General features: G+C 61.8%; 16 protein-coding genes and 1 pseudogene. 6 read left to right on the top strand and 11 right to left on the bottom strand.

Annotation, left to right across the window (positions count from 1 at the left end; translation table 11 throughout):
- Window positions 1-23: 23 nt before the first annotated feature.
- The 10 genes from JMV15_RS07605 to JMV15_RS07650 form a co-directional block, all read right to left on the bottom strand.
- The gene (locus tag JMV15_RS07605) at window positions 24-2,774 is read right to left on the bottom strand and encodes a malto-oligosyltrehalose synthase (RefSeq protein WP_038450286.1); all 2,751 of its coding nucleotides are present in this window, start codon (window positions 2,772-2,774) and stop codon (window positions 24-26) included.
- Window positions 2,771-4,855 (bottom strand): 4-alpha-glucanotransferase, encoded by a 2,085-nt coding sequence (gene malQ / locus JMV15_RS07610; protein ID WP_201491328.1) that lies wholly within the window; start codon window positions 4,853-4,855, stop codon window positions 2,771-2,773. Before malQ ends, JMV15_RS07605 begins: the two co-directional genes overlap by 4 nt.
- The gene (treZ, locus tag JMV15_RS07615) at window positions 4,852-6,597 is read right to left on the bottom strand and encodes a malto-oligosyltrehalose trehalohydrolase (RefSeq protein WP_014718607.1); all 1,746 of its coding nucleotides are present in this window, start codon (window positions 6,595-6,597) and stop codon (window positions 4,852-4,854) included. Before treZ ends, malQ begins: the two co-directional genes overlap by 4 nt.
- A 31-nt stretch (window positions 6,598-6,628) precedes the next feature.
- A complete protein-coding gene (gene glgA, locus JMV15_RS07620; RefSeq protein ID WP_072434630.1) occupies window positions 6,629-8,185 on the bottom strand; it encodes a glycogen synthase GlgA in 1,557 nt (518 codons plus the stop codon).
- A gap of 480 nt (window positions 8,186-8,665) precedes the next feature.
- Window positions 8,666-9,619 carry a D-2-hydroxyacid dehydrogenase family protein gene (locus JMV15_RS07625; RefSeq protein ID WP_038450281.1) on the bottom strand — a complete coding sequence of 318 codons (954 nt, stop codon included), beginning with the start codon at window positions 9,617-9,619 and terminating at the stop codon, window positions 8,666-8,668.
- Window positions 9,620-9,644: 25 nt separating this feature from the next.
- Window positions 9,645-10,646 (bottom strand): alpha/beta fold hydrolase, encoded by a 1,002-nt coding sequence (locus tag JMV15_RS07630; RefSeq protein ID WP_038450279.1) that lies wholly within the window; start codon window positions 10,644-10,646, stop codon window positions 9,645-9,647.
- A 45-nt stretch (window positions 10,647-10,691) separates the two neighbouring features.
- Complete coding sequence (locus tag JMV15_RS07635) at window positions 10,692-11,135, bottom strand: YqaA family protein (protein WP_032872364.1); 444 nt, start codon at window positions 11,133-11,135, stop codon at window positions 10,692-10,694.
- Between the two features lie 3 nt (window positions 11,136-11,138).
- Window positions 11,139-11,585, bottom strand: a complete 447-nt coding sequence (locus JMV15_RS07640; RefSeq protein WP_014718602.1) for a DUF411 domain-containing protein — start codon at window positions 11,583-11,585, stop codon at window positions 11,139-11,141.
- A 93-nt stretch (window positions 11,586-11,678) separates the two neighbouring features.
- On the bottom strand, window positions 11,679-12,137 hold the full coding sequence (locus JMV15_RS07645; RefSeq protein ID WP_038450277.1) for an SRPBCC family protein: 459 nt from the start codon (window positions 12,135-12,137) through the stop codon (window positions 11,679-11,681).
- 133 nt (window positions 12,138-12,270) lie between these two features.
- Window positions 12,271-13,266 carry an aldo/keto reductase gene (locus JMV15_RS07650; RefSeq protein WP_038450275.1) on the bottom strand — a complete coding sequence of 332 codons (996 nt, stop codon included), beginning with the start codon at window positions 13,264-13,266 and terminating at the stop codon, window positions 12,271-12,273.
- 116 nt (window positions 13,267-13,382) lie between these two features.
- Here JMV15_RS07650 and JMV15_RS07655 point away from each other — a divergent pair.
- Window positions 13,383-14,295, top strand: a pseudogene (locus JMV15_RS07655) (LysR family transcriptional regulator).
- Here JMV15_RS07655 and JMV15_RS07660 read toward each other — a convergent pair.
- A complete protein-coding gene (locus JMV15_RS07660) occupies window positions 14,292-15,197 on the bottom strand; it encodes an AraC family transcriptional regulator (protein WP_201491329.1) in 906 nt (301 codons plus the stop codon). The pseudogene JMV15_RS07655 and the gene JMV15_RS07660 overlap by 4 nt on opposite strands.
- Before the next feature lie 103 nt (window positions 15,198-15,300).
- Here JMV15_RS07660 and JMV15_RS07665 point away from each other — a divergent pair, with 103 nt between their 5' ends.
- From JMV15_RS07665 to JMV15_RS07685, 5 genes are read left to right on the top strand one after another with little or no spacing between them, the layout of a single operon-like run.
- Entirely contained in the window at window positions 15,301-15,861 is a 561-nt protein-coding gene (locus tag JMV15_RS07665; protein WP_032902407.1) for a carboxymuconolactone decarboxylase family protein, read from the top strand.
- A gap of 39 nt (window positions 15,862-15,900) precedes the next feature.
- On the top strand, window positions 15,901-16,962 hold the full coding sequence (locus JMV15_RS07670; protein WP_014718596.1) for an acyl-CoA dehydrogenase family protein: 1,062 nt from the start codon (window positions 15,901-15,903) through the stop codon (window positions 16,960-16,962).
- Window positions 16,959-17,762, top strand: coding sequence for an ABC transporter ATP-binding protein (locus JMV15_RS07675; RefSeq protein ID WP_014718595.1), 804 nt, complete (start codon window positions 16,959-16,961; stop codon window positions 17,760-17,762). The genes JMV15_RS07670 and JMV15_RS07675 overlap by 4 nt, the downstream gene beginning before the upstream one ends.
- On the top strand, window positions 17,749-18,948 hold the full coding sequence (locus JMV15_RS07680; protein ID WP_038450268.1) for an ABC transporter substrate-binding protein: 1,200 nt from the start codon (window positions 17,749-17,751) through the stop codon (window positions 18,946-18,948). Before JMV15_RS07675 ends, JMV15_RS07680 begins: the two co-directional genes overlap by 14 nt.
- Window positions 18,945-19,706: an ABC transporter permease gene (locus JMV15_RS07685; RefSeq protein ID WP_038450266.1), complete on the top strand. Its 762-nt coding sequence runs from the start codon at window positions 18,945-18,947 to the stop codon at window positions 19,704-19,706. Before JMV15_RS07680 ends, JMV15_RS07685 begins: the two co-directional genes overlap by 4 nt.
- The last annotated feature ends 30 nt before the right edge of the window (window positions 19,707-19,736 follow it).

Genomic DNA, 19,736 nt, shown 5'->3' on the forward strand with positions numbered 1-19,736 from the left:
CACAAACTCCTCACAGAAAATTTTCAGCTTTCTTGATTATCAGGATTGATAAAGACATTGACCGGGAGATCCCCCAGGGCAGCGCTGATCAACAGCTCCTTGTTGGGTGTGACTACGCCCGTTTGAAAAAGTCCCTTCCAGTTTTGTGCAGGGGCGGCGAACGGTAATTTCACCCGCGTATCGCCCCAAACCTGGGCATTGATCTGGGGAAACATCCCGTTTTCAAGCAGCGGATAAGACCAGCGCGGCACCACCACCAGCAACTGCCTGCCCTGATGTTCACGGTAGAACGCAACCACCCGTTCCGCGTGCTGGCCCAGCACTTCCAGCGGTGTATAGCTGCCATGGCGCAGCAGCTCGGGGCAGGCTTTACGCAGGCCCAGTACCTGGGCGATCACTGCCTGTTTGATACGCCCGTCGCGCCAGTTGAACAACAGTTCGCCGATGTCCGGTGGTGCCTGCAATGCACGTTGCCGCGCAGCGAAGTCCACCGGGCGCCGGTTGTCCGGGTCGACCAGGCTGAAGTCCCAGAACTCATCGCCCTGGTAAATATCCGGCACACCCGGCACGGTCAGATGAAGCAAGGTTTGCGCCAGCCCATTCAGGGCGCCGGCGGGGGCGATGGCCTGCGCAGCGCTGTCCAACGCACTGCGCAGCGGCGCACCGGCCTCACTGAGCAGCAGGCGCTTGAGGAACGCTTCCACCGCCTGTTCGTAAGCCTCGTTGGGCGCGCTCCAACTGCTCTGCAACTTGGCCTCGCGCAGGGCTTTTTGCTGCCACTGCCACAGGCGTTGCTGGTACGCCTCCAGATCAGGGTTGGGCTCCAGCGGCCAACTGCCCAGCAGCACCTGATAAAGAATCAGTTCATCACCCGCCGAGGGGCTCTCGGCGCTCTCGCGCAAAGGCTCGGCCAGGCGGCGCCAGTGCTCGACCTGTTCGGCATACCAGGAGGCGCACTCGCTGAGTACCGCCAGGCGCGCACGGGTGTCTTCGCCGCGTTTGTGGTCGTGGGTGGCGGTGGCCAGCAGGTTGCCGGGGAAGGTCTTCAGGCGTTGTTGATTGGCCGCATGGAAATCTGCCAACGGCGCACTGAATTGCTCGGTACTGAAACCCACATCGTTGCGCGACAACAACACCGCCGAACGATAGAAGGCGGTGTCTTCCACAGCCTTGGCGGCGGCGGGCGAGGTCAGTTGCTGGAAGCGCACGCAGGCATGCTTGAGCATCTTGCGCGCCCGGCCTACCGGGCGATTGCGCCAGGGCTGACCACCCAACCATTGTTCCAGATGGTCGAGCACCGGCCAGTCGCCTTCGTTGAGGGTACTGCGTGCACCCTCCATGGCCTGCTGGAACACCTTGTCGTCGGCCGCACTGCGGCCCTTGGCGCTGATATAGGTGCGGTACACCGGGAAATGCACAATCAGTTCCTGCAGGGCCCGGCGGATGGCGCCCAGGGTCAGGTCGCGGGTCATCACGTCATCGCGGGCCACTTGCAGCAGCGCCTGGGCCACGCTTTCGAAGTCGCCGCCCAAAGAACCATTGAGGATCTGCTGGCGCGCCAGCCGCGCTTCTTCGCTGAAGGCTGAAGGCCGTTCGCTGTGACGCGTCCACATCTCGGCCAGCGGTGCAAAACCTTCGGGATGGTGTTGCAGCAAGGACAACTGGTTCATGAACTCGTAGCCGGTAGTGCCGTCCACCTGCCAGTCTTCACGCAAAGTTTCGCCTTCGCCAAGGATCTTTTCGACGAAGATCGGCAAGTGGCGCTCGGGTGACAGCGCGTCCACACGCCGACGCAATTTGCGGCAATAGCCACGCGGGTCAGCCAGGCCGTCGATATGGTCGATGCGCAGCCCGTCGACCAGCCCAGCGCTGATCAGCTCGAAAATCTTGCCATGGGTGGCTTCGAACACCGCCGTGCGTTCGACCCGCAGGCCGCCCAATTCATTGACGTCGAAGAAGCGCCGCCAGTTGATGTCGTCTGCGGCGGTGCGCCAACTGGCCAGGCGATAAGTCTGTTGTTCCAGCAGGTGATGCAGGCGCTCGAAGCCCTCGGGCTGGCGACTGTCGAATGCGGCCAGGCGTTGTTCAATAGCGGGTAGCAGCTCGCTGGCGCGTTCGGCCAAGGCTTGTTTGAGCGTGGTGGCTTCGGCGTAGGCGTCGTGCTGATAGGCGAGGGCGGCGAAACGTTCGGCCAGCGGTTTGAGTAACTCATCGTTGCCCAGGATCAGGCCGTAGTCCCTGGGGCAAATCGGAAAACGGTGCTCGTAATGCTCGACGTAGAAACTCCCCTGGGCGGCATCGAACTTGAGCGGGAGCGTGCCGTTTTGCAAGGCTTCGCCGTAATCGCTGCCGAGGAAGGGCATCAGCAACTGGCCCTTGAGCAGCGGGTCGGGGGAGTGCCACTGGATGTCGAAAAACTCGCTGTAGGGGCTCAGGCGGCCCCACTCCAGCAGGTCGAGCCACCAAGGGTTATCCGCGCCGCCCACGGCCATATGGTTGGAGACGATATCGAGGATCAAGCCCATGTCGTGCTCACGCAGCGCGGCGACCAGGCGACGCAACGCCGCTTCGCCACCCAGCTCTGGGTTGACGCGGGTCGGGTCTACCACATCGTAGCCGTGCATGGAGCCTGCGCGGGCGCTTAACAGTGGTGAAGCATACAGGTGGCTGATACCCAGTTGGGCAAAGTACGGCACCAGTGGCACCGCGTCATCGAGGGTAAAACCTTTATGAAATTGCAGGCGCTGGGTGGCGCGCAGGGGCAGTGCGTTCATCGGTCACGCTCATAGGCTTGGTTGCGCGCCACGGCCAGCAGTTCGAGGCGACGCGCGGCGCTGTCATTGTCGAGCAGGCTGGCGGCTTCGCCGGGCAAGCGGCGGCGCCAATTGGGGTGGGTGTCGAGGGTGCCCGGCAGGTTGGCTTGCTCCTCGATGCCCAAAGCATCTTCCAGGGGCAACAACACCAGGGGCGCGCGGGTATGGCCCAGGTAGCGCACGCTGGCGTCGATCATATGGTCGGTGTCGTTGCGGATCTCATCGATGAAGTTCTGCGGGTCCTGGCTCAAGGCTTGGCGCAGTGCCTGGCGTTCGCGCAGGCGGTGTTCGCTCCATTGGTCCACGGTGGGCGCATCGATCAGGCCCAGCTGGATATTCCATTCGATATCGCGGCTGTGCCACCAGCCATTGAGGGTCGGCAAGTCGTGGGTACTGGTGGTGGCCAAGGCGTTGTCGGGCCAATCGAGGATGGGCTTGAACTGGCCGTCATGGTTCTGTTCGAACAGCAGCACACGCATACCCAGGATCGAGCGGGCGCTGAGCTTTTCGCGCAGGCCCTCAGGCACGGTGCCAAGGTCTTCACCGAGGACGATGGCCTGGTGGCGGTGCGATTCCAAGGCGAGCAAACGCAGCAGGTCGTCCACCGGGTAATACAAATAGGCGCCTTCGCGGGGTGATGCACCCAGGGGGATCACCCACAGGCGTTGCAGGCCCATCACATGGTCGATGCGCAAGCCGCCGGCATGGGCGAAGTTGGCCCGCAGCATTTCGATAAAGGCGCGAAAGCCATTGCGCTTGAGGCCCTCTGGGGAAAAGGCAGAGATCCCCCAACCTTGGCCTGCGCGGTTGAGAATGTCCGGTGACGCGCCCACGGTCAGGTCGGCCAGCAGTTCGTCTTGACGGCTCCAGGCCTGGCTACCGCCGCCATCGGCACCCACCGCTAGGTCGGCGATCAGGCCGATGCCCATGCCGCTGCCACGGGCGGCTTGTTGCGCGCGCTCAAGGCTACGGGCGATCAGCCATTGGGTGAAGGCGAAATAGCCGATTTCGTCGCGGTTTTCCTCGGCGAACTGCGCCAGGGCCGGGCTTTGCGGCGTGCGCCAGGCTTCGGGCCATTGGCGCCAGTCCAGGTCCTCACCGGCGGCAGCACGCTGGGCCTGTATGGCTTCGAAGCGGCAGTGGTTTTCCAGGGCTTCGCCGCCGGTCTGGCGGAAGCTTTGGAAGTCGGCATGCTGGGGATGCGCGCCGTGGCGGAAGTCTTCATACAGTGTGCGCAGCAGGCGTTGCTTGGCCTTGGCGGCGGCCGGCCAGTCGATCAGCGGGAGCTGTTCCAGGGCATGCAACTCGTCAGCCAACCCGGCAGCTTCGATGGCGTTGCGCACCTCACGTTCACCGAGGATGCACGCCGGCGAAGCATACAGGCTGTTGAGAAACAGGCGGCTGGAGGGTGAATAAGGGCTGAAACGCTCGGTGTCGGCGCTGAACATCGCGTGCATCGGGCTGATCGCCACCGCGTCGGCGCCGCGCTCGGCGGCGGAACGCACCAGGTGCTCCAGAGCCAGGGTGTCGCCAAAACCGCCATCGCCGAGGCGGCGCAAGGCATAGAGTTGGGCGCTGAGGCCCCAGGCGCGAGCGGGTTGGCTGTCGACCGCGTCGGCCACGCTGTAGCAGTGGCTGGGAGCGACGGCCAGGGTGAAGGTTTGCCCGTCGATATGCACCTGGTGGTAGCCCAGGGCGATCACGCCGGGCAGCACAGCCTCGCCATCCAGGCGCAGCTCCAGGGTTTCGCCGATTTCCAGGCTGACGCGACACGGGGTATCGGGGGCGAAATAACGCGCCAGGTCCAGGCCCGCACCACTGTCGGTGGTCATCAACGGCGGCAGGTGGGTGTCTTGCTGCGCCTGCTCAAGTTGCTGCAGGCTGGCGTCGATCTCGGCATCGCTGTCGGCCGGGTGCCCAAGGCCTTTGAGCACAGCGCGCAGGGCGTCAGGCTTTACATGCTGCGGGCGACCGTTGGCATCGATCCAATCGACGGCCAGGCCTGCGCGGCTGGCGAGAATTTCCAGGTTCGCTTCGCTCAAAGAATGTCTCCAACAGGGGATAAGCAAACGCGTGCGCTCAAGGGCGGTAAGTGCGCACCTTGCTGGGCAGGCGTTTGGAAAATAATCGGGTGGGGTGCCGGATGATCCAGGGGCTGTTCACTCAGGTTCAGGTCGATCTGCAGCACACGGCCGTTGCCCAGACGCCAGCGCGCGGTGACGGCATGGTCAGCCAGCACCTGCGCGCCCAGGGCCACCGTGCCGGGCAAGTGCGGCACCACGTGTGTGTGACGCAGGCTCAGCAGGTGACGGTAGAGCTGGGTGTGGTCGTTCTCGACGAAGGAGGGCACCGACTGTAAAAAGGTTTGCAGCGCGTTGGGGTCGGGGATGCGCTGGCGTTGCTCGGGGTCGTGAAACGCCGCGAAGTCGGCAAATTCATTGCGCCGCCCCTCACGCACCGCCTCGGCCAGTTCGCCATGATGGTCGGTAAAAAACAGGAAGGGCTCGGCGGCATTTACTTCGTCGCCCATGAACAGCATCGGGATCATGGGGCACAGCAGCAGCAGGGCGGTCGCGGCTTTCAGGGCCTGGGGCGAACACAACTGGTGCAGGCGTTCGCCCAGAGCGCGGTTGCCAACCTGGTCGTGGTTCTGCAGGAATGCGACGAAGGCGCTGGGGGGCAGTTCCGCACTGGGTTCGCCCCGTGCATGACCATGGCGTGTCGTTTCGCCCTGGTAGATGAACCCCTCGGCCAGGCAGCGCGCCAGCTTGGCGGTGGGCTGCTCGGCAAAATCGCTGTAGTAAGCGTCGGTTTCACCGGTGAGCAGTACGTGCAGCACATTATGAAAGTCGTCATTCCATTGGGCGTCGAAATCGTGCTGCAACAGGCTGGCCTGGTTCAGTTCGTTTTCCAGCATCAGCCACACGTGGCGTCCGCCGTCCACCTGCTGGCGTACCCGTTGTGCCAGTTCCTGTAGAAACCCGGGGTTGTCAATGGCGTGCACGGCATCCAGGCGCAGGCCGTCGAAGCGGTATTCGAGCAGCCACATCAGGGCGTTATCGAGGAAGAAATCCCGCACTTCACGGCGCTCGAAATCAATACCAGCGCCCCAGGGGGTGTGCACGTCCTCCTGGAAGAACCCCTGGGCGTACTGGCCCAGGTAATTGCCGTCGGGGCCGAAGTGGTTGTAGACCACATCGAGGATCACGGCCAAACCGTGGCCGTGGGCACTGTCGATCAGTTGCTTGAGTTGCTCGGGAGTGCCGTAGGTGGCGTGGGGCGCATAGGGCAGCACGCCGTCATAGCCCCAATTGCGTTCGCCGGGAAATTGCGCCAAAGGCATCAATTCAATTGCGGTGACGCCTAGTTCGGCCAGGCGGGGCAGGTGTTTCTCGACGGCAGCGTAGCCGCCCATGGCGCCGACGTGGAGTTCGTAGATCACCGCCGTGTGCCACGGGCGACCCTGCCACTGGCTGTGGCGCCATTCATAGGCGAGGGGGTCGACTACTCGGCTCCACCCATGCACATCCAGCGCCTGGGCCCTGGAAGCGGGGTCGGGCACCGTGTTTTCGCCATCGATATTAAAGCGGTAAAGCGTGCCGGCAGGGCACGCGACTTCGACTTCGAACCAACCACCGGTCTGGGGAAGCATGACGATGGTTTTACCCTGTTCCAATTCAACGCTGACATAAAATGCGTCTGGCGCCCATAACGCAAAGCGCGTGCGGTGCGCGTCCAGCATGATTGCGCCGTGGGGCCAGGTTTCCAGAGTCCTTGACGGCATCTATGAAGACCTCCCTTAGTTGTTCCAGTCGTTACTTGTTCGATTTTCCCAATGCCTTGGCCACCAGTCGTTCATAGAGCTCGGCGTAGGGTTCCACGGCCTGGCACCAGTTGAACGGCTGGGTCATGGCACGGCTGCGCATGGCGTTGAGCAGACCGGGGAAGGCGAACACCTTGAAGGCGCGGCGCAGCGCCTCTTCGTAGCTTTGCACGGTGGATTCATTGAACAGGAAGCCGGTGACGCCATCCTCAATGGTGTCCGCCAGCCCGCCGGTGTTACGCGCCACCGGCAACGAGCCGAAGCGCTGCGCATACATCTGGCTCAGGCCGCAGGGTTCATAGCGTGACGGCATCAGCAGGAAATCGCTGCCGGCGAACATGCGGCGCGCATCGGTCTCGTTGAAGCCGATACGTACCCCCACCTGGCCCGGGAAGCGCAGTGCCAATTCGCGCATGGCCTGTTCTTCTTCCGGCTCGCCACGGCCGATGATCGCAATCTGGCCGCCGTTTTCGACGATGAAACTGGCGACGGCTTCGGTCAGGTCCAGGCCTTTCTGGTAGACCAGGCGCGAGACCACAGCGAACAGCGGGCCAGTGGATGGCTGCAGCTCAAACAACTCGCGCACATGGGCGGCGTTGATAGCCTTGCCCTCCCAGTCGCCGATATTGAAGTTGTGAATCAGATGCGTGTCGGTGGACGTCTCCCAGCTTTCGTCAATACCGTTGGGAATGCCGCTGAGCAGACCTTGCTGGGTCTTGCTGGCGAGGAATCCATCCAGGCCGCAACCGAATTCCGGGGTGGTGATCTCCTGGGCGTAGGTGGCGCTCACGGTGGTGATATGGCTGGAATACGCCATGCCCGCCTTGAGAAACGACATCTTGCCGTAGAACTCCATGCCTTCTTGTTGCAGGGCATGGGGCGGAATGCCCAGCTCTGGCGTCGAGGCCAGGCTGACCACGCCCTGGTAGGCCAGGTTATGAATGGTGAACAGGGTTGGCGTGCGTGACCCACGCCAGTGCATGTACGCCGGAGCCAGGCCCGCAGGCCAGTCATGGGCATGCACCAGGTCCGGGCACCAGTGGATTTGCGCGAGGTTGGCGGCCATGTCGGCGGCGGCCAGGCCCAGACGGGCGAAGCGGATATGGTTGTCTGGCCAGTCGCGACCGTTGTTGGCGCCGTAGGGCGTGCCTTCACGCTCATACAGTTCGGGGCAGATCAGCACGTAGATGACCAGGCCGTCCTTGAGGTCCATGCGCCCGATCTTGCACGGTGGCAACGCAGCGTGGCCGCCTAGTTCACCGACGATATGAATCGGGTTGTCGCTTTCCATCACTTGCGGGTAGCCCGGAATCAGTACTCGCACATCATGCAGGTGAGCCATGGCGCGGGGCAGGGCAGCGGAGACGTCGCCCAGGCCACCGGTTTTCACCAGGTCCGCGAACTCGGAGGTGACAAACAAGACTTTCTTTCGATTCGGATTCTGACTCACGACCGGCCGCACAGTGTTGGGCAGGTCGGCCAAAGACTTTGGCCCTCCTGCCGGCTGACTAAAACGCTCTCCCTGAGTATCTACTGCGGCACTGATCATAATGCACTCCCATCTGTTGGTTGGCTAATGGCCCGCTGCCATCGGCTCCGAGTGACCGCATCCTGCGGCCAGGCACACAAGCGCTATACAAGCTGGCAAGGCGTATGCCAGTTGCAACGTCGGCTTAAAAAGATTGGATGAGCGGGCATTCGGCCTAAAGCGCGCGTGCTCGCCCTTACCTAAAACTTGACCAGCGGCAGGTTTCGAAAGTTTAGATTTTTTGCGGGGTTTTTGTTTTGGAACGGACCCATCGGTCATGAGTCTAGGACAGATCCCAGCGCCTGCTGGGTTTTCAAGCCGATTTTGTAGGACAAAAAACTTTTATCGATATACCGCCCTGCCTCTGTAGGAGCGAGCTTGCTCGCGAAAAACCAAAGGCCGCCGAGTAAAACCAGAATGACCGCGTTATCGTTGGCGTTTTTCGCGAGCAAGCTCGCTCCTACCAAAAGACAGGGTGAAATAACGCACTAAAGTGGTGCGTCAGGTGAGCCCGCGAATGGGCACACCCTTGGCCCAGGCTTGGATATCTTCGATCATCTGCTGATAGAACTGCCGGTAATTCTGCTCGCTCACATACCCCACGTGTGGCGTCGCCAGTAGATTGGGCAAGTGGCGAAACGGATGGTCAGCCGGCAGCGGTTCCTGGGCATATACATCCAGCGCCGCCCCGGCCAGACGACCGCTGCGTAACGCTTGCACCAGCGCCTGCTCATCCACAATCGGCCCGCGTGCGGTGTTCACCAGCCGCGCGGTGGGTTTCATCCAGCCCAACGCTTGCGCATCCACCAGGCCACGGCTGCGCTCGCTGAGCACCAGGTGGATGGTCAGAATATCCGCCTGCTCAAACAGCTCGCGCTTGCTGACCCAACTCACCCCTGATTCCGCCGCTCGCTCGGGCGTGAGGTTCTCACTCCAGGCAATCACCCGCATACCAAAGACCTGGGCGAACCTTGCGACTTTCTGGCCAATGCTGCCCAGCCCCAGAATGCCCAAGGTCTTGCCATGCAGATCGCCGCCCAGACCGACCTGCCATCCGCCCGCACGCAGTGAGTTGGCTTCGGCGAGCAGGTTGCGTGTAGAGGCCATGATCAAGGCCCAGGTCAGTTCCGGTGCGGCGTGTTTATAGCTGTCGGTGCCGCACACCTGGATGCCCAGAGCCTTGGCTGCGGGAAGGTCGATGGCGGCATTGCGCATGCCGCCGGTCACCAGCAATTTGAGCTTGGGCAGCCCTTGCAGCAGGGCTTTGTCAAAGGTTGAGCGTTCGCGCATCAGGCAAATCACCTCGAACCCTTTCAAGCGCTCGATCATGGTGGCGGTATCGGCGGGGTAGTCGTGGAGAAAATGCACCATGCCTACGCTGCCCAGCGTCGACCAATCCACCACGTCACTGGCCACGTTTTGCCAGTCATCCAATACTGCGATCTGTATCGACATACACGCGGGCCTCGAAAAGGTTGAATTAAAGGGCGTTCAACCCCTGCAACAGGGCTTTATGAAACTGTTCCGGCTCTTCCATCTGGGGCGCATGGCCCAGGCCGGGGAACTCCATCAACGTGGCGCGGGGAATCAGCTTGGCCACCTGCTTGCCCAGTACCTCGTAATGACCAATTTTGGCCTTGACCGCCGCCGGCGCCACATCTTTGCCGATAGCGGTGGTGTCGCTGGTGCCGATCAGCAGCAGGGTGGGCACCTGCAAGTCCTTGAACTCGTAGTACACCGGTTGGGTGAAGATCATGTCGTAAATCAACGCCGAGTTCCAGGCAACCTGAAGATGCCCCGGGCCTTTGTTCAAGCCGGCGAGCATGTCTACCCAGCGCTCGTATTCAGGTTTCCAGCGCCCCACGTAATAGGTGTTTCGCTCATAGTTGCGTACACCGTCGGCGCTCAGTTTCAGCTCGCGCTGGTACCACTGGTCGACGCTCTGGTAAGGCACGCCGAGGGCTTTCCAGTCTTCCAGCCCAATGGGGTTCACCAGCCCCAACTGTTCGGTTTGCTGGGGGTACATCAGCGCATAGCGTGTGGCGAGCATGCCGCCGGTGGAATGGCCGATCACCGTGGCCTTTTGAATGCCGAGCTTTTCCAGCAGTTGATGGGTGTTGGTCGCCAGTTGCTGGAAGCTGTACTGGTAGTGGTCGGGCTTGCTGGAGGTGCAAAAGCCGATCTGGTCTGGGGCGATGACGCGGTAACCGGCGTCACTCAGCGCCTTGATCGAACCTTCCCAGGTGGCGCCGCAGAAGTTCTTGCCGTGCATCAGCACCACGCTGCGACCGTTTGGAGTACCGGTGGCGGGGACGTCCATGTAGCCCATTTGCAGGGATTTGCCCTGGGATTGGAAGGCAAAATGATTCAAAGGGTAGGGGTATGCAAAGCCCTGCAACTCAGGACCGTAGGTGTCAGCTAACACGGGCGCCGCGCTGACCGAAAACAAACCGGCTACGCACAATGTACGGATAAAAGGCATGGGTTTTGGCTCCGAGACAGATGCCCGGATGCTCTTTGCTCGCGATTAACGGGGGATTAACGCCCACTGCAACGTCAGTGCTGCGAGTACGCCATACCGCAGGCTTTTCGCCAGGGTTACCAGCAGTAGAAAACGCCACAACGGCTCACGCATCACCCCAGCCACCAACGTCAGCGGGTCACCAATGATCGGCACCCAGCTGAGCAACAACGTCCAATGCCCCCAGCGCGCGTAATGGCTGCGAGCCTTGTCCAGCTGCCTGGTGCTGACCGGGAACCAGCGCCGTTCCTTGAAGCGTTCCACCGAGCGCCCCAGCAGCCAATTGACCAGCGAGCCCAGCACGTTACCCAAAGTCGCGATGCCCAGCAGCAGCCATAGGTTGTAATGCCCGCTGAGCAGCAGGCCCACCAACACGGCTTCCGATTGCAGGGGCAATAACGTCGCGGCGCCAAATGCCGCGACGAACAGCCCCAGGTAACCCATCAACACCGGTCAGTGAGCCGGGTAGTCCGCTACCACTACATCTTTACCGTCTCGGGTCAGGCCAATGATTTGATAGGCCTCGCTGCGTCCGTCCACTTCCATCCCTGGTGAGCCTAAGGGCATACCCGGTGCGGCAAGGCCCAGCAGGTCGTTGCGCTTGCGCAAGGCCAGGACCTGCTCGGCGGGTACGTGGCCTTCGACGAATTTGCCGTCGATGACCGCGGTGTGGCAGGAGCCAAGCCGTGGCGCGACGCCCAGGCGCTGCTTCACCGCGCTCATGTTGGCTTCAACGTGGTCGTTGACCTTGAAACCGTTGCTCTCCAAGTGGCTGATCCACTTTTTGCAGCAGCCGCAGTTGGCGTCGCGGTGGACGTCGATGGGGATCAACTCGGCGGCCTGGGCCAAGGTAGTGGTGAACAAGGCACTGAGCAGGGCCAGTCGCAATGGGGTTTTCATCGTGGGTCTCACTGAAGGCGCGGCGATAAGCCGGGCATTCTCCCTGCTTTTGCGGGTATGTTTGCAATGTGACGCCGTTGTAATGTTTCTAAATTATACGAAGCGCTGGTTTTCCAGTCGCTGCTTGAGCCGGTCCAACGCAATCGCCGACAACGCGACCATGCGCTCGTGCAAAGACGCCAGTTGCAGTTCGGTTTCATAAGTCAGCACCCGCTTGAACAGCGTGCCGCCCTGATGAGCGCGCAAGTAGTAATGAATGGAACCATCAACCGCCAGGGAGGTGAACACGGTTTTGAACTCGCTGGGGCGGCGGGCGATTTGTACGCGGTAACTCATGGAGACGCGTATGCCCAGCAGGTCGATGATTTCGGTAAAGCGCGTGCCGATCGGCAATGAGCCGGTGTTGCCGGTGTCGGCGCTAAGGGAAGTGGGGTGCCACTCGTGCCAGCGGTCGGGCTGGGTCACATAGTCATAAACCGCCTCGATCGGCGTGTGGATGAAGCGTTCCTGACTGATCTGCTCCAAGCGGACCGAATGCTCAGTCGCGTGCATGACACACCTCCTGTGTGGCGGTTTTTACACTAGGAGCTGTGAGGATAGTCTGACGCCCGCGCTTTGCACGGGCGTCGGCAGGCCGTTCGTCAATCCCGCTGAGAACGGCCCGGACAAGGGCTCCCAGCAGGCACTAGATATCCAGCATGGCCAGCACGTCCTTGGGGTAACGCAGGCCTGCGGTTGCATCGGCAGGGAAGATCGCATCCAGCGCAGCCAGTTCGTCCGCGCTGAGAGAAATCGACAGCGCCTCCACATTCTCTTGCAGATAGGTGCGCCGCTTGGTGCCGGGAATCGGGATGATGTAATCGCCTTGAGCCAAGACCCAGGCCAGCGCCAGTTGCCCGGCCGTCACACCTTTGTCTGCCGCCAGCGTCTTGACCTGTTCTACCAGCCGCAGGTTTTTCGCAAAGTTCTCACCCTGAAAGCGCGGGCTGAAGCGTCGGTAATCATCGGCGCCGAAATCATCCGGGCTCTTCAACGCGCCGGTGAGAAAGCCTCGGCCCAGTGGGCTGTACGGCACAAACGCGATGCCCAGGCGCTGGCAGGCCGCGAGGCAGCCATTGTCTTGCTGGTCGCGGCTCCATAGCGAATATTCACTTTGCAGGGCGCTGATGGGATGGACCTTATGCGCCCGTTCCAGAGTAGCGGCGGACGCCTCGCTCAGGCCCAGATAGCGCACCTTGCCCTGTTTCACCAGGTCGGCCATGGCACCCACGGTTTCTTCGATGGCCACGTCGGGGTCGATACGGTGCTGGTAGTACAGGTCCAGCGTATCCACCCCCAGGCGTTGCAAGGTGCCGTCGATGGCGTTGCGGATATAGTCGGGCCGGCCATTCACCCCGCGCACTATGGGGTTGGCAGGGTCGCGCACAATCCCGAATTTACTGGCCAGGAGCACCTGGTCGCGCTTGCCGGCAATAGCCTTGCCGATCAGTTGCTCATTGGTGTGCGGGCCGTACATGTCCGCGGTATCTAGAAAATTGACGCCCAGCTCCAGGGCGCGGTGCAAGGTTGCGGTGGCTTCGGTGGTATCGCTGCCGGGCGTGTAGAAATCGGTCATGCCCATGCAGCCAAGGCCAATGGCAGACACATGTGGGCCGTTTTTACCGAGTTGTCGAGCGTGCATAGGGAAGCTCCTGGTGATGAGGGGCCCATTGTTACCCTTGAAAAAATGCAGATAAACCCGCTAAAAGTGCTATCACTGTTCGTAATATCTAAACAATCTCCCACAGGAGCATTCTCTTGGATCGTTTTAACGCCATGCGCGTGTTCACTCGGATTGTCGAGTTGGGCGGGTTTGCCAAGGCCGCCGACAGCCTGCAATTGCCACGCGCCTCCGTGACAATTCTGATCAAGCAACTGGAGGCCCATCTCGGCGTGCAACTGCTGCAGCGCACCACGCGCCACGTCAGCCCGACCCTGGATGGCGCGGCGTACTATCAACGTTGCGTGCAGTTGCTGACCGATCTTGAGGAAACCGAGGCGGTGTTCTCCACGCGGCGCCAGAACCCTCGGGGCATCTTGAGCATCGATATGCCCCTCAGGCATTGGGAGCTTGATTGTGATTCCGGCCTTGCCAACGTTCACCGCGCTGTACCCACAGATCGAGTTGGAGATCGGCCTCAATGACCGGCCAGTGGATTTGATTCGCGAAGGCGTCGATTGTGTGTTGCGGGGCGGTCCGGCCTTGGACGAATCGCTGGTGGCGCGGCCCTTGGCAATGATGGAACAACTGACGCTGGCCAGCCCCGCGTACCTTGAACGCATGGGCACGCCCACCTGCCTGGAGCAGTTGGCGGGTCACCAAATGGTCGAGTATGTTTCCCGTGCCAGCGGTAAACGGTTTGGCCTGGAATTTCTGCTGGGCAGCGAGTTGCATCCGATCAACCTGCCGAAAGTGGTTGCCGTGAACAGCTCCGCGGGTTACTTCGCTGCGTGCGAAGCCGGCTACGGGCTGATCCAGGCACCTCGTTATCACGCCCTGCGCCAACTGGCCGAGGGCACCCTGGTGCAGGTGCTCCCTGATGTGGCCGTGCCGAAGATGGCGCTGACTGCGTTGTACCCGCCCCATCGGCTATTGTCGCAACGGGTGCGGGTGTTCGTCGATTGGCTGGTGCAGTTGTGCGCCCGGCCCGGCACCGGTTTACAAGGCTAGGCTTGCGCCCTGCGATAGGCGCCAGGCTGTTGCCCGGTAACTTTATGAAAGGCTCGGGTAAACGCCGCCACCGATTGATACCCGGCTGCCAGCGAAACCTCGGCCACGGTCTGGTCCGCCTTGAGCAACCCACAGGCGTGGCGCATGCGGATCATCAGCAGTACTTGCCCGGGTGACTGCCCGCACAATTCGCTGAAGCGCTTGAAAAACGCCGAGCGCGACAACCCGGTACAGGCCGCCATGCTTTCCAGGCTCCAGGGCTCGGCCGGGCGGGCGATCAATTGTTCCAGCAAATGCGCAAACGCCGGTGCCCGGCCCAGCGCCGCCAAGCCGCCAAGCTCGGTGTTGTCGAGTACTTGCTGGCGCAATACATACAGGAACAGCAGGTGGCACAGGCGCTCCAGCAGCGCGGAAGAGGGCGCTGGCGTGCGTGCGCATTCGTGCAGGATCAACTCGAACAGGCTGCGTGCGGCCGTCAGCGACGGGTCGCCGGCGCGCAGGATGATCCAGCTGGGCAGGGTGTCGACGATCAGTGTCGACAAGCCGGATTGAAAGTGAAAGAAACCGCATACTAATCCCACACCGTCGGTGGCCGTGTTGTCGAGGGGCAGCATCGCACGGCGTGGGCACTCCTGGGCGCCGGCTGCCGTGGCTTGGCCGGACAGGCGAAAAGCAAAGTCACGCAGCAGAAACACCGCGTCACCATTATTCAGGTGGTGGGGCATTGGATCGCCGTCGATATGCAGCCAGCATTCGCCTTGCACAATCAAATGGAAGCTCGCCTGTGCCAGGCCGTGGGTGCTCGCGTGCCAGTCACCGTAATAACGGCCGACGTGAAACAAACTGGTGTTGAGTTCGAGGCTATCTAATAACCAATCGACAAGTACATCGGACGAATTCATCTAATGGAAAGACTCAAGAGCAAGTAATCGCTACTTTAGCCTATTGAGCGCTTTTTTTAGAACCAACAGACTGGGGCATTGAAACCCAACAGGAGTCCACTTCATGTCCCGTGTACCGTTGCTCACGCCTGAAACCGCACCGGAAGCCGCCAAACCCTTCCTGGAAAACGCGCTCAAAGCCTCGGGTTTTATTCCTAACCTGCTGGGCGTACTGGCCAACGCACCGGCCGCGCTGGAAACCTACATCACCGTCTCCGGCTTGAATGCCAAGGCAGAACTGAGCCTGGCCGACCGTGAAGTGGTGCAATTGATTGCCGCCACCAGCCACGGTTGTGATTTCTGTGTCGCTGGCCACACCGCGGTTGCCCGCAACAAAGCGAAGCTGCCCGAGGAGGTGATCGAGGCCTTGCGCCGCCGGGGTGAGTTGCCTGACGCACGCTATGAGACACTCGCCGCCTTTACGCGTGAGGTGATCGCCACCCGTGGGGATGTGAGTGACGCGGGCTTTGAGGCGTTCCGTGCCGCCGGCTACACCGACGGCCACGCGCTGGAAGTCATCCTGGGGGTCAGCCTGGCAACCCTGTGCAACTTCGCCAACGTGTTTGCCCGTACCCCGCTGAACCCGGAGCTGGCGCAATACCGTTGGGAAAAACCGGCCAACTGATTTGGCGTTGGCCCACCCGCTGTAAAAGGAGAAACATGAATGCTTGACCCAATCTTGAGCCGTTGGCTCGATGTTCAAGCGCAGGCCCTGGACGTGGGCAGTTGCGATCCACAGGAAGTGCTGCCGCGGCTGGCAGAAGCCAATATTCTGAAAATCGGTGTACCCACCCAGTTGGGCGGCCTGGGCGGTGACGTGGCGGGTGCGGTCGAGGCCATCGCCAATGTAGCCAGCCATTCCCTGGCGGCGGCGTTTGTGTGCTGGGGCCAGCGCTCGTTTATCGAGTACTTGCTGCAGAGTCCCAATCAGCGTCTGCGCGAGCAACTGATGCCTGACCTGCTCAGCGGCAAGTTGGCTGGGGCCACCGGGCTGTCGAATGCGATGAAGTTTCTGTCGGGTATCGAGTCGTTGCAGATCAGCGCCGAGCCCAACGACCACGGTTGGACCCTCAACGGTCGCCTGCACTGGGTGACCAACTTGCGCAAGAATGGCTTTGTCGCTGCGGCGGCCATCGAGCATGCAGGGGGCGGCGCGCCATTTATCCTGGCGATTCCGGATTCGGTGGCCGGGTTGCAGCGCTCCCGCGACCTGGAGCTGCTCGGGCTGCAATCGAGCAACACCGCAGCGCTTGGCCTGGAAGGCGTGGAGCTGAGTCGCGAATGGTTGCTGCACGAGGATGCGCGCAAGTTTTTACCGGCGGTACGCCCGGCGTTTCTAGGCTTGCAGTGCGGCATGTCGATTGGTTTGGCGCGGCGTTCCCTGGCTGAAGTAGCCCACCATTTGGGCGCCAGTCGCACCGTGTTGCGCGACGAGTTGGAAGCCCTGCGCGTGACCCTGGATCATCTGGTCAGCGAGCTTAAAAGCGGGCTGTTGGCCGGGCGCTTTACCGCCGAGCCGATACCACTGTTCAAGCTGCGTATCGCGCTGGCCGAAACCGCCGCCAGCGCTGTGCAGCTTGAACTGCAAGCCAGCGGTGGCAAGGCCTACCTGACCGCCCACGGCAGCGGCTTTGCCCGGCGCTGGCGCGAGTCGGCCTTTGTACCGATCGTAACGCCCAGCCTGGTGCAACTGCGTACCGAGCTACACCGCCAGGCCAATCTATGAGCCAGGCGGTATTGACGGCCCAGGGCATTTGCCTGGGGTATGGCAGCGGGCCGGTGTTGCAAGGCTTCGACTTGCACTTGCAACCGGGTGAAGTGGTGTCGATCCTGGGCCCGAGCGGCGTGGGCAAATCCAGCCTGCTGCGCGTGCTAGCCGGCTTGCAGGCACCTCAGGCTGGCCGCGTGCAGGTATTGGGCGAGCCGTTGAGCGGCCCGCATCCGCGCGTGGTGGTGGCTTTTCAAGACCCGAGCCTGTTGCCTTGGCTGACCCTGGAAAAAAACGTTGCCTTCGGCCTGGATTTCGCTCGCCAACCGCACTTGAGTGGTGAAGAACGCCGCCGTCGTGTTGACCACGCCATTGCAGCGGTGGGGCTGGAGCCTGCGCGTCAGCAGTTCCCGGCGCAATTGTCCGGTGGCATGGCACAGCGCACGGCACTGGCCCGCTGCCTGGCGCGTCAGCCACAAGTGTTACTGCTCGACGAGCCCTTCGGCGCGCTCGATGAAGTGACTCGCGCCGATATGCAGCACCTGTTGCTCAAGGTCAATCGTGAGCAAGGCTCGGCGGCCGTATTGATCACCCACGACATCGACGAAGCGCTGTTGCTGTCGGACCGCATCCTGCTACTGGGTAACCGTCCGGCGCGGACGTTGGGCGAGTGGGCTATCGACCTGCCGCACCCTCGGGAAGAGCAGGTCGAGGCCATTGGCGCGCTGCGTATCGAGATTTTGAAAACCTTACGGCAGGCGAGCCGCCCTCAACCCAACCCCCTTGAACAACAGGAGTTTACCCATGTGTCTGGATGACCTGACCCACTCGCGCCGTGACTTTCTCAAGCTCTCTGCCGTGCTCAGTGCCGCGGGCGCCTTGCCCCTGTTGAGCAGCCTGCAGGCGCGCGCCGCCAATGAGCCCGACGCGCCGGTCCGCATCGGCTACTTGCCCATCACTGACGCCACGCCACTGCTGGTTGCCCACAACAACGGCCTGTTCGAAGCCGAAGGCATCAAGGCCGAGCGCCCGGTGTTGTTGCGTAGCTGGGCCCAGGTGATCGAGGCGTTTATCTCCGGCCAGGTCAACGTGATACACCTGCTGTCGCCAATGACCGTATGGGCGCGCTACGGCAGTAAGGTCCCGGCCAAAGTCGTGGCATGGAACCATGTGGGCGGTTCGGGCTTGACCGTATCCCCAGGCATTACCGACGTGAAGCAACTGGGCGGTAAGTCGGTGGCGATTCCGTTCTGGTACTCGATCCATAACGTGGTGGTGCAGCAACTGTTCCGCGATAACGGCCTCACGCCGGTCACCCGTGCCACCGGCAGTTCGATTGCTGCCAATGAGGTCAACCTGATCGTGTTGCCGCCCTCGGACATGCCTCCGGCTTTGGCGAGCAAACGCATCGACGGCTACATCGTCGCCGAGCCGTTCAATGCCTTGGCAGAAAACCTCAAGGTCGGTCGCGTGCAACGCTTCACGGGTGACGTGTGGCGAAACCATGCCTGCTGCGTGGTGTTCATGCACGAGCACGACCTGGCCAACCGTCCGGAGTGGTCGCAGAAGGTGGTGAACGCCATCGTCAAGGCCCAGGTGTGGACCCGCGACAACCGTGAAGAGGCAGTGAAGCTGCTGTCCAAGGATGGCCCGAACCGTTACACGCCCCATGCCGAGCCGGTGTTGAGCAAAGTCCTGGCGCCGGCGGCCAGCGACCGCGCCTCCTACGTGGCCGACGGCGCGATCCAGCACGCCAACTGGGACGAGCACCGCATCGACTTCCAACCGTACCCGTTCCCCAGCTACACCGAAGAACTGGTGCGGCGCTTGAAGGACACCTTGATCGAAGGCGACAAGAAGTTTCTCGCAGGCCTGGACCCTGCCTTCGTGGCCAAGGACCTGGTGGACGACCGCTTCGTGCGCAACGCGATCGAAGCCGTGGGTGGCATGCAGACCTTCGGTTTGCCGGATGGTTATGAGCGGCACGAGGAGATCGGCGTTTGAACAACAGCAGAATCCCCGGCTGGTGGCTGGGGCTGATTGGCTTGGCGGGTTTGTTGGTGCTGTGGTGGCTGGGCGTGAACGTGTTCGGCGAGGCTGATGGCCTATCGGCGCGCTTTTCCCTGGAGGCCACCGCCAGCAGCTTGTGGGAATTGCTCGGGCGGGGTGAGTTGTACCTGCATATCGCCGTAAGCCTGAAGCGTATTTTCGTCGGGCTGTTTATCGCGTTGTTGGTAGGCGTACCCCTCGGGTTGCTGGTGGGCAGTTCGCGTAACCTAGAGGCGGCGACCACGCCGGCGTTCCAGTTTCTGCGGATGATTTCACCACTGTCCTGGATGCCGATCGTGGTGATGCTGATGGGTGTGGGCGATCAGCCTATCTACTTCCTTCTGGCCTTTGCCGCTGTCTGGCCGATCATGCTCAACACCGCAGCGGGCGTGCGTCAGCTCGACCCGCGCTGGTTACAGTTGAGCAAGAGCTTGAGCGCCACGCGTTGGGAAACCTTGCGCCGGGTGGTCATTCCTGGCGTGGTAGGGCATGTGCTGACCGGCGTGCGCCTGGCCATCGGCATCCTGTGGATCGTGCTGGTGCCCTGCGAAATGCTCGGGGTCAGTGCGGGGCTGGGGTATTACATCCTCGACACCCGTGATCGGCTCGCGTATTCGGAGTTGATGGCGATGGTAGTGGTGATCGGGGTGCTGGGGTTTGCGCTGGATGCGTTAGCGCGTTGGTTGCACCAGCGGTGGGTGCATGGCGGCTGATGGGCTCGAACGTTGCCTGCGTGCTACGCA

The sequence above is a fragment of the Pseudomonas paracarnis genome, from assembly GCF_904063055.1.
Taxonomy (GTDB): domain Bacteria; phylum Pseudomonadota; class Gammaproteobacteria; order Pseudomonadales; family Pseudomonadaceae; genus Aquipseudomonas; species Aquipseudomonas paracarnis.

Bases quoted from the DNA above. Each gene is read 5' to 3' on its own strand.
- JMV15_RS07645 (WP_038450277.1), bottom strand. From the start codon at position 12,137: ATGCACGCGACTGAGCATTCGGTCCGCTTGGAGCAGATCAGTCAGGAA.
- JMV15_RS07660 (WP_201491329.1), bottom strand. From the start codon at position 15,197: ATGAATTCGTCCGATGTACTTGTCGATTGGTTATTAGATAGCCTCGAA.
- JMV15_RS07670 (WP_014718596.1), top strand. From the start codon at position 15,901: ATGCTTGACCCAATCTTGAGCCGTTGGCTCGATGTTCAAGCGCAGGCC.
- JMV15_RS07680 (WP_038450268.1), top strand. From the start codon at position 17,749: ATGTGTCTGGATGACCTGACCCACTCGCGCCGTGACTTTCTCAAGCTC.
- JMV15_RS07630 (WP_038450279.1), bottom strand. From the start codon at position 10,646: ATGCCTTTTATCCGTACATTGTGCGTAGCCGGTTTGTTTTCGGTCAGC.
- JMV15_RS07650 (WP_038450275.1), bottom strand. From the start codon at position 13,266: ATGCACGCTCGACAACTCGGTAAAAACGGCCCACATGTGTCTGCCATT.
- glgA (WP_072434630.1), bottom strand. From the start codon at position 8,185: ATGATCAGTGCCGCAGTAGATACTCAGGGAGAGCGTTTTAGTCAGCCG.
- JMV15_RS07640 (WP_014718602.1), bottom strand. From the start codon at position 11,585: ATGAAAACCCCATTGCGACTGGCCCTGCTCAGTGCCTTGTTCACCACT.
- treZ (WP_014718607.1), bottom strand. From the start codon at position 6,597: ATGCCGTCAAGGACTCTGGAAACCTGGCCCCACGGCGCAATCATGCTG.
- JMV15_RS07665 (WP_032902407.1), top strand. From the start codon at position 15,301: ATGTCCCGTGTACCGTTGCTCACGCCTGAAACCGCACCGGAAGCCGCC.
- JMV15_RS07605 (WP_038450286.1), bottom strand. From the start codon at position 2,774: ATGAACGCACTGCCCCTGCGCGCCACCCAGCGCCTGCAATTTCATAAA.
- JMV15_RS07675 (WP_014718595.1), top strand. From the start codon at position 16,959: ATGAGCCAGGCGGTATTGACGGCCCAGGGCATTTGCCTGGGGTATGGC.
- JMV15_RS07625 (WP_038450281.1), bottom strand. From the start codon at position 9,619: ATGTCGATACAGATCGCAGTATTGGATGACTGGCAAAACGTGGCCAGT.